The sequence below is a fragment of the Halorussus pelagicus genome, from assembly GCF_004087835.1.
GTDB classification, from domain to species: Archaea; Halobacteriota; Halobacteria; order Halobacteriales; family Haladaptataceae; genus Halorussus; species Halorussus pelagicus.
This window is the reverse complement of sequence record NZ_CP035119.1, coordinates 2685770-2700000: the sequence shown is the minus strand read 5'-3', so window position 1 is coordinate 2700000 and position 14231 is coordinate 2685770. Positions and strand designations below refer to the sequence as shown.

Here is a 14231-nt window from a genome sequence, read left to right as displayed (position 1 = left end):
ACCTGCCGTCCGCTCCTCGCTACCCATATGACCGACAGCGAAGAGTTCGACTTCGAGACGCGGTCGATTCACGCCGGACAGGAACCCGACGAGGAGACCGGGGCGCTCATGACCCCGATTCACGCCAACTCGACCTACGAGCAGGACGCGCCGGGCGAGCATCGTGGCTACGAATACTCCCGAACGGGCAACCCCACGCGAACGGACCTCGAAGCCAACGTCGCCAGCCTCGAAAGCGGCGAGTACGGTCGCGCCTTTTCGAGCGGCATGGGCGCTATCAACACGGTCCTGAACCTGCTAGAAGCGGGCGACCACGTCGTCGCCAGCGAGGACGTGTACGGCGGCACCCACCGCATCTTCACGCAGGTCTACGAGCAGTACGACCTCGAATTCGACTTCGTTGATATGACCGACCTCGACGAAACCGAGGCTGCCGTGCGCGAGGAGACCGAACTCGTCTGGGTCGAAACCCCCACGAATCCCCTGCTCAACGTCGTTGACATCGCGGGCACCGCCGACATCGCCCACGAGAACGACGCGCTCTGTGCGGTGGACAACACCTTCGCCACGCCGTACCTCCAGCGTCCGCTCGAACTCGGCGCGGACCTCGTTTCCCACTCGCTGACCAAGTACATGGGCGGCCACTCCGACGTGGTCGGCGGCGCGCTCGTGACGAACGACGAGGAACTGGACGAGGAGTTCGGTTTCTACCAGAACAGCGTCGGCGCGACGCCCGGTCCCCACGAGTGTTTCCTCGTCCTGCGCGGGACGAAGACGCTGCCGGTCCGGATGGACCGCCACTGCGAGAACGCCCGCGCGCTCGCCGACTGGTTGCAGGACCACGACGCCGTCGAGCGCGTTTACTACCCCGGACTCGACTCGCACCCGGACCACGAACTCGCGGCCGAACAGATGGACGACTTCGGCGGGATGGTCAGCTTCGAGATGGACGCCAGCCTCGAAGAGACCGCCGACGTAGTGTCGAACACCGAGGTCTTCACGCTCGCGGAAAGTCTCGGCGGCGTCGAAAGCCTCATCGAGCAACCCGCGACGATGACCCACGCCGCGATTCCGGCGGAGGAGCGTGAGGCCGCCGGACTCCGTGACGGTCTCATTCGGGCGAGTATCGGCATTGAGAGCGTCGATGACCTGAAGGCGGACTTGGCCCAAGCGTTCAAGCAGTCGCTAAACTGAGGCCGGTTCAGTGGAGCGGGTTTCGGCATCGCGTATTTTCGTCAGCGGTTATTTTTCCTCGCCGGGACCGAGACCGAACGTCTCCCGGATTCGCCTCGATAAGTCCTCGCGGAGGTTCCGCAGGTCGGCGAAATTTTCGGTGGGGTCGGCTTCGGCCGAATCACCACTGTCGGAGTCGGATTCGCTAGGGTCGGTTCCGTCGGATTTCGATTCCTGACCGGCGTCATCGGCGCGAGCGACGTCGTTCTGCTCCGCGTCGGGATACGGAAATCGGTGGGCGCGCCACGCCGAGGGGAGCGCGTCGCGGGCGTCGAGTTCGAGCGAGCGCCCAGCGATGGTCTCGGCGTCGAGTCGGGAGTAGACCGCGCCGTCCTCGTGGAAGAGACCGTTGATGCGAACCTTCTCGCGGGGTTTTCGGAGGTACGCCGGGCGGAGCATCAGGCTCCAGAAGAAGTCGCCGTCGAGGGTACCCGCGTCGTGGACCTCCCGAATCGTCGGGGCGAGACTGGCGAGGTTCGGCGCGAAGCGCGAGGGCGGTTCGTCGAGAGTTCGTTGCCACTCGGTACACCAGAGGGGCTTGGCGGGGGTCGCGGTGTCGTCATCAGTCCCTTCGGAGATGTCGTCGGCGAGCGCGCGCTGTTCGGCCACGTACTCGCGGGCCGCGCTCCGAGTTCGCGGGAGATTCATATGGAACTGGTAGGCGTCGAGCGCGCCGTCGCGGTCGTAGACGCGGGCGAAGCGCACGTCCTTGGTGCCCATCGTGAGCGCGGCGTCCGGCGCGGCGTCCCGGACCGTTTCGAGCGCGTCCATCACGAAGTCGCGGCGCGGTTGCACGTCGCCGGGTTCGTTCATGATTTCGGTGGCGAGCAGGCGGTCGTCCTCGGCGTACTCCTGCGCCCATCGACGCGCGAAGTGAATTGGCGAGCGGTCGTAGCCCTTCCAGTTGCGCGGTCGCAGGATTTTCGACCGTGAGGGAGAGTGAACGCCGAACGCCTTTCGCGGGTCTCGCGCACGGAGGTTCTCCTCGGTCGGTGGTGCCTCCGGCGTGGCTTCGAAGAGCATGACGACCGGATGGATGGCGCGCTCTCGGCAGGCCGAGAGGAAATGTTCGACGTGCGCGAAGAAGGTCGGGCCGTCCTCGCGCCAGCATTCGTAGGAGGCGAAGACTCGGAGACTGTTCAGTCGGAGACGCGCGGCGAAGTCGAGTTCGCGCTCGATGGTCTCGTTGTCGTAGTCGGCCCACATCTGGTAGGCGTTCCAGTCCTTCTGCGGGAGGTACACCGCCCCGCGAACGTCGCGGAGAGTGTCGGAGCGGGCATCGTCGGTCACGACGAACGAGAGCAAATACGGAGGGAAAAGCGTTCGGTCGGGGACGGTGATAGGTCGTCGTCGGGAGATGTCGAGGCGACGACGAACCGTGGTACGCCGAACCACCATTTCCGCTGTTTCGTCTGTTCGGAAGGATTTATAAAAACCCCCACCCCGGCGTTCCTCTGAATGGTCCTTAGAACGGAGGGGAGGCGAAGCGGCGTGAACTGTCGAGCAGTTATTTTCCCACCTGAATAGTTGAAATAGTCTGAGTAGACTAGTTTGCGGATTCTGTTTCTGGGACTAGAACAAGAAACTTGCTCTTTCTAGAAGCCCTTGAGAACGGCCACCCCTCGATTCACCGCATTCAGCGGAACGATGGGGTGGGGGTGTTTCTTAAATAACTCACTCACATGAATCAGCGGAATCAGCGGAACGGGTGGTTTCGATAGCTTCAAGACCGACCCGCGACTCCGCCACGAGTATCATGGGTTCGTTCGACTTCGTCCGGGAATATTCTCCGTACACCAACCGCGAGGCGCTGTTGGACGATTACACGCCCGACACGCTGGTCGGCCGCGACGACGAACTCGAGGAGTACCACGGCGCGCTCCAACCGGCCATCTACGGCGAGCAACCGGACAACATCTTCCTCTACGGCAAGGCGGGCGTGGGCAAGACTGCCGCCACCCGATTTCTCCTGAACAAACTCGAAGACAACGCCGAGGAGTACGAGGACTTGGACGTTCGCACCGAAATCATCAACTGCGACGGCCTGAACTCCTCGTATCGGGTCGCCAGCAACCTCGTCAACACGATGCGCCCGCCGTCGGACCACATCAGCGAGACGGGCTACTCCCGCTCGCAGGTCTACGACATCATGTGGCAGGAACTCGACAACGCGGGCGGCATCATCCTCGTCGTGCTGGACGAAATCGACCACCTCAAGGACGACTCCATCCTCTATCAACTCTCCCGCGCCCGCGAGAACGAGAACCTGACCGAGGCCCGTATCGGTCTCATCGGCATCAGCAACGACCTCACGTTCCGCGACTCGCTCTCTCCCAAAGTTCGGTCCTCCCTCTGTGAGCGCGCCATCTCTTTTTCCACGTACGACGCCAACGAACTCCGCGCGGTCCTCGAACAGCGCAAGAGCGTCGCGTTCAAAGACGACGTGCTGACCGACGATGTGGTGCCGCTCTGCGCCGCGTTCGGTGCCCAAGAGTCCGGCGACGCCCGAAAGGCCCTCGACCTGCTGTTGAAGGCGGGCGACCTCGCCCGCGAGCAGAACGACGAGGAAGTCGCCGAACAGCATGTCCGCAGAGGTCGCCAACTCCTCGAACGCGAGCAAGTCGCCCGCGGCATCGCGGACCTCAACGACCACGAACGACTTGTAGTCTACGCGCTGGCCACGCTCGAAGCCGAGGACGACACCCCGGCGCGCTCGCGGGAGATTTATACCCGCTACAAATCCTTGGCGGACGCCGCGGGAAAGGACTCGCTGACCGCGCGCTGGCTTCGGGAACACCTCGACGACCTCGCCATGCTCGGTATCCTCAATGTCACCGAAATCAACGAGGGGTCGGCGGGCGGCAAGTACCGGGAGTACGACCTCCAGCAGGACCTCGCAGTCGTGCTAGACGCGCTCGAAGAAACCTTCGAGTCGATGGGCGTCCACGCGAGCGTGAAGGGCTACCTGTAGCCACTTTTTGCTGCACTCGGTTGCGCCGCGCCGCGGGTTCGGGGGTCTCGCTGACAGAATGTGGGAAAAACACTGAAAGACAACCCGTGACTTCCGAGTCGTCGTTCGCTCCCTCGCTCGCGGTCGTCTCGCTAGCCCGACCGCACTACTAATTCTCGCAATGACGAGGATTTATACCCAAAGCCGGGACGACTCAGAGACAAACACGGACCCAGGAACAGATGCGGACCCGGAGTGTGCGACTGCGGGGAAGACGCCCGCTGCGACGACCAGACCGACGACGAGCAGGAGGGTGCTGGTTCTCATGTGCTCGTCTCCGTTCCCGAGGACAATAACGCTCCACGCGGTCGTCGGCCGTTAAACGCCGGAAATCGACGGTTGATTACGTTCTGGTCGTCGTTTCGTCGCCGCTGTCGCGCCCCCGCGAGAACAGGAACAGCGCGAACAGGAGCGGCGAAAGAAACGCCAGCGCGAGACCCACTGCCAGCACCAGCGCGCCGGTCGGGAGCGAGGCGAGACCACCCTCGCCTCCGTCTCCGGTCTCTCCGGTCACGTTCAGGTCGCCAATCATCGTGGTCGGGTGGACCGTACAGACGTACTGGGCGGCGTTCCCCGTCGCGGTGAACGTCACCGAGGCCGTCCCGCCCTGTTCGGTGATGATGTCGCTCTCGACGATGGCGTTCTCGCCGCCGTCCCAGATGACGATGTTGTGCGGTTGGCCGTCGAGGTTCTCGAACCAGAACTCGTACTCTCGGCCCGCTTCCAACTCGATGGTCGGGTTCTCCTCGCCCTCGATGGCCGCGGGTTCGCGGCCCTGCCACCCCGCGACCTCGCCGCCGAAGCGGTAGGTCTGGGCCTGCGCGGAGGCGTCGTCGGCGAACGCGGCGCTCGCTCCCGCCGCGGCGGCCGCGCCGCTCACCCGGACGAACGTCCGGCGGGTCAGGCCGTCCTCGGTCCCCGACTCCGAATCGGCCGAGTCCGCTCGCTTTGGACCGCTCCCTGAGTCTCCCCGCTCCGCGGACGTAGAATCCCCCGTCATCGTTCCTCCGAGTGATTTCGCCGCGAATCCTCAAGAGTCCACGGGCCAGCGAGAGCCAGCGGCGAGGCGTTTCGCTCGGAGGCGACTCACCGGACCGAACGCGACTCGCTCGCTGGCCCGAAAACGACTAACTACCGGCGGCCGTCGCCCCGACATGGACGCGACCACCGGATTCGTCACCCAACTCGGGATGAACTACGAGACGGCCTTCGACGTGGCCGCGGAGTTAGACTTCGACTACGTGGAACTGCTGATGGACGGCGACCACGAGCGCCGGAGCCTCGACCCCGCGGCCGTGCGCGAGGCCGCCGCCGACCGGGACCTCGACCTGCTGGTCCACCTGCCCTTTGCGCTCGACGTGGGGTCGGCCTACGAACACGTCCGCGAGGGCGCGATTCGGGAACTCGTCGCGGCCGCCGAGACCGCCGCGGAGATGGGCGCCCAGAAGGGCGTCGCACACGCCAACTCGAAAGCGTGGGGTCCCGCGTGGGACGACGCCGACCTGCGCGACCTCGTCCTCGATTCGGTCCGCGAGGTGGACGCCGAGACGCCCGACGACTTCGAGATCTGCTTCGAGAACATTCCGCGCGGGGCCTTTTCGACGGGGAACTTCCCGGACCTCTTCGCCGACACCGACGCCGCGATGACTCTCGACACCGGCCACGCCCGCGTGGACGGGTTCGACTCGGCGGGGATGGCGACGTTCGTCGCGCGCCACGCCGACCGAATCTCGCATTTCCACCTCAACGACACCCGGAAAGCGCAGGACGAACACCTGCCGTTCGGCGCGGGCACCATCGACTTCGAGCGGATACTCGGCGCGCTCCCAGCGGACTGGTCGGGGACGCTCTCGCTGGAGGTGTTCACGCTCGACTACGGCTACATCGGCGTGAGCAAGGAGTATCTTGACGACGTACTCGCCAGCGTGGAGTCGTGAGGACGAAAACGGTCGTCGGTTTTCGGAGATAGAGAGTAGCAATTCCGGGACGCGCGCACTCGGAAGACGCGGGGTGTCTTCGGGTGTGCGCCCTCGGCCGCGCGGAGCCGCGAGTGCGGCCGAGGGCGCGGCGCGTCCTGTCGGTGGTGAAAATTCGCGTTTCCGGTGGGCAGTGGAAATGCGCGCTCTCGGTTGTCCGCGACGATTCGCGTTCCCGCCGTTGCCCGACTCCGCGACCCGAAGCGGTGCGACGCTCGCCACCGACCAACTCTTTTCGGCGCGCCGCCGATAGTGTCGAAACGTGACCAATTCGGACTCCGACGTTCTCGTCGCAGGCGAAGCCCTGATAGACTTCCTGCCGGACAGTCCCGGCCCGCTCGCGGGCGTCGAAAACTTCTCGCGGCGCGCGGGCGGCGCGCCCGCGAACGTCGCGGTCGCGCTGGCGCAACTCGACGCAGTCCCGTGGTTCTGGACCCGCGTGGGCGAGGACCCCTTCGGCGACCACCTTGCGGCGACTCTCTCGTCGTTCGGTCTCCCCGACCGCTTCGTCGAGCGCGACCCGGACGCCAAGACCGCGCTGGCGTTCGTCAGCCACGACGCGGACGCCGACCGCGCGTTCACCTTCTACCGCGACGGGACCGCCGACACGCGCGTCGAACCCGGTGGCGTCCCCGACCGAACCCTCGACTCGGTGTCGTGGGTCTACGTGGGCGGGGTGATGCTCGCGGCCGATCCCGGCCGGTCGGCCACGCTGGACCTCGCCGAACGCGCCGCCGAGCGCGACTGTACCGTGGTCTTCGACCCCAACGCCCGCCCGGAACTCTGGGACTCCGAGGCGGCGTTCGGCGAGCGCGTCCGCGAGATGCTCGCGTTCGCCGACGTGGTGAAGGCCACCCCGGAGGACCTCCGCGCGGCCGGATTCGACGGAGACTCGCCCGACGCCCTCGCCGCGGGCGTCACCGACGCGGGACCCCACACCGCCCTGCTCACGCTCGGCGGTTCGGGGGCATTCGCTCGCTCGACCGACGCCGCGCCGTGGGGCGCGGACGAGGCCGCTCACGGCGGCTACGAGGTCGAATCGGTCGCGGACACGACGGGCGCGGGCGACGCCTTCACCGCGGGGGCGCTGGCCGCGCTCGCGGCCGGAGCGGGCGACGAGACCGACGATTCGGCCGACGGCTCGACCAGCGACCCGAGCGACCGCTCGCTCGCGGCGGTCCTCCGGTTCGCCAACGCAGTGGCGGCGGTCACGACCACCGCGCCCGGCGCGATGACCGCGCTCCCGACCCGCGAGGCGGTCCGAGAGTTCCGGAGCCAGCGAGATTGAACCGGACGCGCTGGGAATCCGCTTCTGCCTCGGCCCCGAACTATTTGACCCACGCCCTCACAACCCACGGACATGCACGAGCGAGCAGCAGAGTTCGCCGACCGGGCGCGCCGCCGCCACGACTTCGAGGTAGATGTCGAGGAGTTCCCCGAGGGGACAAAGACCGCCGCGGACGCCGCCGACGCCATCGGCTGTGACGTGGCCCAAATCGCCAGTAGCATCGCCATGCGCGCCGACGACTGCCTCGTCGTGGTCGTGACCAGCGGTGCGAACCGGGTCAGCGAGACGAAACTCGCCGACCGTCTCGGACTCGCCGAGGACGACGTGGCGATAGCCGACGCCGGAGAAATCAAGGCCGCGCTCGGCTGGTCCATCGGCGGCGTCCCGCCGTTCTGCCACGACGCCGACGTGCCGGTGTTCCTCGACCGGACCCTCACCGAGTTCGAGACGGTGTGGGCCGCCGCGGGGACCCCGGAAGCGGTGTTCCCCATCGCGCCCGACGAACTCCGAGAGCTGTCCGGCGCGGAGGTCGCCGACGTGGCCGAGTGAGCGCCCCGACCGCGATTTCCAGATTTTCGAGACCCTGCTACTACTTTTTGGTTCCGTCGCGGGCCAACCCGAGCGCCTGCGCCGTGGGGAGTTCCCATCCGTAGCTGACCGCCGCCATCCGGGTTCCGACCGTCACCGCCGCACAGACCGCCGCGGCGCTACTTCCACTCCCACTCCCACTGAGGGCCGTCACCACCCAGTACGTACTCCCGCCCAGCACCGCGCAACTCGCGTAGAAATCGTCGAAGAGGATGAACGGCGACCTGTCGAGGAGGATGTCCGCGAACGCGCCGCCGCCCACCGCGTTGATGGTTCCGACGGCGACGACGCCGAACGCCGAGACGCCCGCGTCGCTCGCCACGATGGCCCCCGCGGTGGTGAACGCCGCGAGTCCGACCGCGTCGGAGAACAGCGTTATCGGGTGGTCGTCCGGCGAGTCGAGGACGACGCTCAGACCGACCGCCAGCGCCACGCCGACCATTCCGAGACTTATCTCGCCGAGCGACCTGAGCGCAAGCGGGACGCGATTCACGAGCAGGTCGCGCGTCGCCCCGCCAGCGAACGCCGTGACCAGTCCGACGACCGCGACGCCGAACACGTCGAACTCCTCGCGTATCGCCTTTGTCGCGCCGACGAGCGCGAACGCGACCAGTCCGACCGTGTTCATCGCGGTGAACGGGTCCACTAGCAACGCTTCGGCGAGGTTCTGAACCACTACGTTCGGTCTCGCCTGCGAGCGTCTTGAGCGCTACGCATCGGCCGCCGCGCTCGCAGGGAATTCGCCTCCGAAGCCGAACCCTTGATTTTCCGGGCGTCCGAATCGCCGACCATGAGCCTCCTCGAAACCGCGCTCACGACCGTCCTCGACGCCAGCCTCGGCGTCTGGCTCGGGAGCATCGTTTTCTTCTCGTTCGTCGGCGCGCCGACGACCTTCGACGTGTTGGGCGACGACGCCGGACAGGTCGTCAACGCCATCTTCCCGAAGTATTACTCGTTCGGCACGGGGTTGGGATTCGTCGCGTCCGCGGCCGCGCTCGCGGTGCGCATCGGTCCCTACGACGGCATCCTCCTCGCGGTCCTGCCGCTGGCGGGCGTCGCGCTTAACCTCTACGCCCGGCAGGTCCTCATTCCGAAGATGGAGCGCGCGGGCAACGACGCCTTCGCGCAGTACCACGGGCAGTCGGTCGCGCTGAACGGCGTCACGATGCTGGTGGTCGCCGTCGCGCTGGTCGTCTCGCATCTTTGAACAATACACAGATTGCTAAGGAAACGAAATACAATGTTGAAAGGTACCTATACGTTGCTCGTAGCGCTCGAAACCTCCGCGACCGTCGAGTTCGGCGCGGCGGGCGAACGCGACCTTTCGGCCGGATGGTACGCCTACACCGGGAGCGCGTTCGGAACCGGCGGATTCGCGCGCGTCGAGCGCCACCGCGAACTCGCCCGCGGGGAACGCGACGCCCGCCACTGGCACGTCGATTACCTGCTCGGCCACCCCGAGAGTCGCATCGCGGAAGTGGTGAAAACTGCGGGCGCGGACGCCGAGTGTGCAATCAGTCGGAAAATCGAGACCGACGACGCCGCAGCCGAATCGGTCGCGGGTCTCGGCGCGTCGGACTGCGAGTGCGAATCGCACTTGACGTTCGCTCCGGCGCGCGAGACGTTGGAGCGTGCGGTGAGGAGCGCCCACGAGTCGGCGAGCGAGTGATTGCGGTCGAGCGGCGGGGACTCGCCGTGCGAGTCACGCCGACGCCGACTCCCGGTCGCCCCGACGGACCGCCAGCAGCGAGAGACCGAGCGCGACCGCGTAGGTGCCGTACCGGACGTACCACGGGGCCGCGTCGAGGAACAGGACCGCACCGACGAGAAGACTCATTCCGGCAGTCAGGAGCACGACCCACGTATCGCTCTGGTCAGACATGACTAATAGTTGGTAGAAGCTGTACAAATATCTTCTCACCGCGGTCGATTCGCTCGGCAGTTGCAGTGGGACGCATTCGCCCGGCGGACGTCGCCGTAGACCTAACTATCTCCGGCCCTCAGTCACACACATGGCTTTCAAACGGAACGTCGGCGGACTCGACAGAATCGCTCGCGCGGTCCTCGGGGTCGCGCTGGTCGCAGTTGCGGTCGGCGCGTTCGTCCTCGGCCGCGGCGGCAACATCGGCGTTGTGGCGGGGATTGCGGGCGCGGCGCTCCTGTTCAACGCCGCCACGCAGTTCTGTGGCATCAACGCCCTGTTGGGAATCGACACCTGTTCGCGGAGATAGCGCGCGAGTCCGTCAGTACACCGCGTCGGCTATCTCGTCGTCCAACTCCTTGAACGTGTCGAGGTGCGTCCGGCGCTCGGTCCGGAGCGTCGCCAGTTTCTCGTCCAGATTCGCCACGTTCTCGGCCGCGTCGAACTCTCGGATGTCCATGCCCGGCACCTCGCTCGGGACCGTCATCTCCGTCGCGTCGTCGTCGGTCCACTTGACGGTGCCGCGGGCGATTTCCCGCAGGAGCGTCACCGAGTCCTCGACGCCGATATCTCGGCCGCCGAGGCTCCCGGTATTGAGAACGAAGCAGTCCACGTCGAGGTCGGCCACGAGGTCTCGGAAGCGATTGCCTTCCTCGCCTTTCGACCCGACGATGAAGGGATTCGTGCCGACCACGCGGATGGACTCCCCGGCCTTCGAGGGGTCGCCCGCGCTGGTCTGGACCGACTCGCCGAGCATGAACGCCACGGCGGCCTCCTCGGGAGTGAGTTTGGCGACCGGCGGCATGACGGGGTTTCGCGTGATGAAGAAAATCTGATCGACGCTCTCCAAGTCGATGTCCTCGCCCGCCGACGAGAGTTGCTCGCGCTCGATGACGGCGCGACCGTTCGAGGTGTGGCGGTCGCTGTCGAAATCGACGGTCCCGTCGTCAGCCACGTCCACGTTCTCTAGGACCGCCGACTCGTCGGTCACGGCGTCGTGCATCGCGGGCTGTTCGTCGGCGTCGAGACCGATTGTCTTGACGTAGAGACCGTTGCCCTCGCTCCCGGCGATGGCTCCGTCCGGGCGGAGCGCGCACACGTCGTCTTGTAGCATCGTCGCGTCCTCGCCCGATTCTTCGTCGAGCCAAAGCCCGTGAGCCGTCAACGTGGACTTGCCGGTCGCCGACAGGCCGAGGAACGCCTGTCCGACGGTCCGGCGGTCGCCGTCTTCGGCGTCGGGGTCGGCTTTCAAGCGGACCCGCTTGCTTCCGGCGTGGAGTCCGAGACCGCCCTGTTGCTTCGCGTAGTACATGAACAGGCGCAGGAACGACTTCTTCGCCTCGCCGGTGTAGTCACTCCCGAGGACGGCGGTGACGCCCTTTTCGGGGAGAATGCGAATCGCAGTCTCCTCGAACTCGGGCACCTGCACGGTCACGAAGTCCGGGTCCGGAGCGGCGTCCGCGCCGCCCGCTCCGTCAGCTTCGACCGGTTCGAAGAGCTTCGACCACGCCAGCGCGATGCGGGCGTACTCCTTCGAGACGAAGAGCCGACAGACGTACGAGTGGTCGGGGTGGCGACCCATCCGGCGGTCCACACAGACCATCTCGCGCTCGGCGGCCGCCTCGACGGCCCGCTCGACGTGTGCGTAGTCGTCCGCACCGAAGTCGTCGTCTATCGCGTTTTCGGTCCGGTCGGCGTTCCGCGAGCGCTCGTCGCTGACGTACGACGGCGACCCGAACTCCGTGGTCGTTTCGAGGTGGGCCGAGAACTCTCGGAGTCGGTCCATCGAGGGCTGGTAGCGGACGTTGCCAGCTTCGACGGGGTCGGGGAGTGCTGTCTCCAGTGACCGAACTGTCTTCCCGAATTCTGACATCGAGTGAAGACAGAGTACCCCGCCGTATAATTATGCACCATTTACGCGGGCCTCGGGGTTTCTACCCCGGATTTTTAATTTCGGTTTCGAGTAAATAATCCGGATTTTGCGACGGATGGGTCTAGTTGTGTCGGCGTAGGAACGGGTTGTCGGGTTCGATTCCCACCCCGCTGAAACAGGACACTACTTTTAAGCGCGACTCGGGCGAACGTCCGTGCGTGGACGAGAACACTGGAGGGTTGTCGGGGCTGTTCGCGCCCGAGCGAGTCGCCGTAATCGGCGCGACCGAGAGCGAGGGGTCTATCGGTCGTGCGATTATGCGGAACTTGCAGGACGACTTCGCGGGCGAGACGGTTCCGGTGAACCCCAACTATGACGACGTGCTGGGGCTGGACTGCTACCCCGATATCGATTCCGTGCCGGGCGAACTGCACCTCGCGGTCGTCGTGGTGCCGCCCGGAATCGCCGTCGAGGCGGTCCGACAGTGCGGTGAGAGCGACATACGAAACGTCGTGGTCATCACCGCCGGGTTCGGCGAGACCGGGAGCGAGGGCGCGAGTCGGGAGCAGGAACTGACCGAGGTCGCCGAGGAGTACGGTCTCAACCTCGTGGGACCGAACAGCCTCGGCGTAATGAGTACGCCGTCGGGACTGAACGCGACGTTCGGTCCCGAGAACGCGCGTTCCGGCTCTATCTCCTTCATGAGCCAGTCGGGCGCGTTCATCACGGCGGTACTGGACTGGGCCAACGACGAGGGAATCGGGTTCAAGGACGTGGTCTCGCTGGGCAACAAGGCCGTGCTGGACGAGACCGACTTCGTGGAGGCGTGGGGTGACGACCCCGATACCGACGTAATCTTGGGCTATCTGGAAGGCGTCGAGAACGGCGGCGAGTTCATCGACGCGGCCCGCGACGTGACCGACGACACGCCAATCGTGATGGTCAAGTCCGGGCGCACCGAGGCGGGCGCGCAGGCGGTGTCTTCCCACACGGGGACGCTCGCCGGGAGCGAGCAGGCTTACGAGGCCGGGCTGGAACAGGCCGGAGTGTTGCGCGTCGAGAACGTCCAAGAGCTGTTCGACTTCTCTCAAATCCTGTCGGGCCAACCCGTGCCGGATTCGGACGACGTGGCCATCATGACCAACGCGGGCGGACCGGGCGTCATGACCACCGACGCGGTGGGCGACTCGACTCTCTCGCTGGCGTCGTTCACCGACGAGACGCTGGACGCGCTCTCGGAGTCGATGCCCGAGGAAGCCAACATCTACAACCCCATCGACGCCATCGGCGACGCCGACATCGAGCGATTCGAGGAGGCGCTGGACATCGCACTGAGCGACGAGAACGTCGGGTGTGCAGTGGTGATTTCGGCACCGACCGCGGTCATCGACTTCGACGATCTCGCCGAAGTCATCACCGACTTGCAGGCCAAACACGGCAAACCGGTCGCCTCGGTGCTGATGGGTGGCGCGCGCACCGAGTCGGCGAAGAAAATCCTGCGCGAGGGCGGCATCCCGAACTACTTCGACCCGGCGCGCGCGGTCCGGAGCCTCGACGCCCTCTCGCGCTACAGAGACATTAGCCAGCGCGAGTACGAGGCCCCCGAGCAGTTCGACGTGGACCGCGAGCGCGCCAAAGAGATTCTGCAACGCGCCGAACAGCGCGGGGACAATCGCCTCGGCGTGGAGGCGATGGACCTGCTGGACGCCTACGGGATTCCGACGCCGGAGGGCACCGTCGCCGAGGACCCCGAGGAGGCGGTCGCCACCGCCCAAGACATCGAGGGCGACGTGGTGATGAAAATCGTCTCGCCGGACATCCTTCACAAGTCCGACATCGGCGGCGTGAAGGTCGGCGTCGAACTAGAGGACGTGTACGACGCCTTCGAGGACCTCGTGACTCGCGCCCGGAATTACCAGCCAGACGCCGACATTCTGGGCGTCCAAGTACAGGAGATGGTGGACCTCGACGCGGGCACCGAGACCATCATCGGAATGAACCGCGACCCGCAGTTCGGACCACTCTTGCTGTTCGGACTCGGGGGCATCTTCGTGGAGATTCTGGAGGACACCGAAACTCGCGTCGCGCCCGTCAGCGAGCGCGAGGCCGGAGAGATGGTCGAAGGAATTCGCTCTGCGCCGCTCCTTCGCGGGGCGCGCGGCCGCGACCCCGCAGACCGCGATGCCATCGTCGAGAGCCTGCAACGGCTCTCGCAACTCGTGACCGACTTCCCCGCGATTCTGGAACTCGACGTGAACCCCCTCGTCGCGGGACCCGAGGGCGTGCAGGCCGTGGACGTGCGACTGACCGTGGACACCGACGAACTGTGACGACCGACGAAC

The 14231-nt window shown here is 66.0% G+C and carries 14 protein-coding genes; 9 read left to right on the top strand and 5 right to left on the bottom strand.

Going from position 1 to position 14231, the window contains the following annotated elements; translation table 11 throughout:
* Positions 1-27 precede the first annotated feature (27 nt).
* Complete coding sequence (locus EP007_RS13680; RefSeq protein WP_128478187.1) at positions 28-1194, top strand: cystathionine gamma-synthase; 1167 nt, start codon at positions 28-30, stop codon at positions 1192-1194.
* A 48-nt stretch (positions 1195-1242) separates the two neighbouring features.
* Here the strand turns inward: EP007_RS13680 and EP007_RS13675 are convergent, their stop codons facing one another.
* On the bottom strand, positions 1243-2523 hold the full coding sequence (locus EP007_RS13675) for a glycoside hydrolase 5 family protein (RefSeq protein ID WP_128478186.1): 1281 nt from the start codon (positions 2521-2523) through the stop codon (positions 1243-1245).
* 466 nt (positions 2524-2989) lie between these two features.
* Between EP007_RS13675 and EP007_RS13670 the strand changes: the two genes are divergently transcribed.
* Positions 2990-4204, top strand: coding sequence for a Cdc6/Cdc18 family protein (locus EP007_RS13670; protein ID WP_128478185.1), 1215 nt, complete (start codon positions 2990-2992; stop codon positions 4202-4204).
* A gap of 382 nt (positions 4205-4586) precedes the next feature.
* On the opposite strand, the gene EP007_RS13665 is transcribed toward EP007_RS13670, so the two are convergent.
* Positions 4587-5243, bottom strand: a complete 657-nt coding sequence (locus EP007_RS13665; RefSeq protein WP_128478184.1) for a cupredoxin domain-containing protein — start codon at positions 5241-5243, stop codon at positions 4587-4589.
* Positions 5244-5397: 154 nt separating this feature from the next.
* Here EP007_RS13665 and EP007_RS13660 point away from each other — a divergent pair, with 154 nt between their 5' ends.
* From EP007_RS13660 to EP007_RS13650, 3 genes are all read left to right on the top strand, one after another.
* Positions 5398-6180 carry a sugar phosphate isomerase/epimerase family protein gene (locus EP007_RS13660; protein WP_128478183.1) on the top strand — a complete coding sequence of 261 codons (783 nt, stop codon included), beginning with the start codon at positions 5398-5400 and terminating at the stop codon, positions 6178-6180.
* 301 nt (positions 6181-6481) lie between these two features.
* A complete protein-coding gene (locus EP007_RS13655) occupies positions 6482-7507 on the top strand; it encodes a carbohydrate kinase family protein (protein WP_128478182.1) in 1026 nt (341 codons plus the stop codon).
* A 72-nt stretch (positions 7508-7579) separates the two neighbouring features.
* A complete protein-coding gene (locus EP007_RS13650; RefSeq protein WP_128478181.1) occupies positions 7580-8056 on the top strand; it encodes a YbaK/EbsC family protein in 477 nt (158 codons plus the stop codon).
* Positions 8057-8096: 40 nt separating this feature from the next.
* Here the strand turns inward: EP007_RS13650 and EP007_RS13645 are convergent, their stop codons facing one another.
* Positions 8097-8723: a trimeric intracellular cation channel family protein gene (locus EP007_RS13645; RefSeq protein WP_208023612.1), complete on the bottom strand. Its 627-nt coding sequence runs from the start codon at positions 8721-8723 to the stop codon at positions 8097-8099.
* A gap of 162 nt (positions 8724-8885) precedes the next feature.
* On the opposite strand from EP007_RS13645, the gene EP007_RS13640 reads away from it, so the two are divergent.
* Together EP007_RS13640 and EP007_RS13635 are read left to right on the top strand one after the other, a co-directional pair.
* Complete coding sequence (locus EP007_RS13640) at positions 8886-9302, top strand: DUF4149 domain-containing protein (RefSeq protein WP_128478179.1); 417 nt, start codon at positions 8886-8888, stop codon at positions 9300-9302.
* Positions 9303-9335: 33 nt separating this feature from the next.
* A complete protein-coding gene (locus EP007_RS13635) occupies positions 9336-9764 on the top strand; it encodes a GIY-YIG nuclease family protein (protein ID WP_128478178.1) in 429 nt (142 codons plus the stop codon).
* 33 nt (positions 9765-9797) lie between these two features.
* Here the strand turns inward: EP007_RS13635 and EP007_RS13630 are convergent, their stop codons facing one another.
* Complete coding sequence (locus EP007_RS13630) at positions 9798-9977, bottom strand: hypothetical protein (RefSeq protein ID WP_128478177.1); 180 nt, start codon at positions 9975-9977, stop codon at positions 9798-9800.
* 130 nt (positions 9978-10107) lie between these two features.
* On the opposite strand from EP007_RS13630, the gene EP007_RS13625 reads away from it, so the two are divergent.
* Positions 10108-10326 carry a YgaP family membrane protein gene (locus EP007_RS13625; RefSeq protein WP_128478176.1) on the top strand — a complete coding sequence of 73 codons (219 nt, stop codon included), beginning with the start codon at positions 10108-10110 and terminating at the stop codon, positions 10324-10326.
* A gap of 12 nt (positions 10327-10338) precedes the next feature.
* On the opposite strand, the gene EP007_RS13620 is transcribed toward EP007_RS13625, so the two are convergent.
* Positions 10339-11889, bottom strand: a complete 1551-nt coding sequence (locus EP007_RS13620; RefSeq protein WP_128478175.1) for a phosphoenolpyruvate carboxykinase (ATP) — start codon at positions 11887-11889, stop codon at positions 10339-10341.
* Positions 11890-12107: 218 nt separating this feature from the next.
* Here EP007_RS13620 and EP007_RS13615 point away from each other — a divergent pair, with 218 nt between their 5' ends.
* Positions 12108-14219 (top strand): acetate--CoA ligase family protein, encoded by a 2112-nt coding sequence (locus tag EP007_RS13615; RefSeq protein WP_128478174.1) that lies wholly within the window; start codon positions 12108-12110, stop codon positions 14217-14219.
* Positions 14220-14231: the final 12 nt, after the last annotated feature.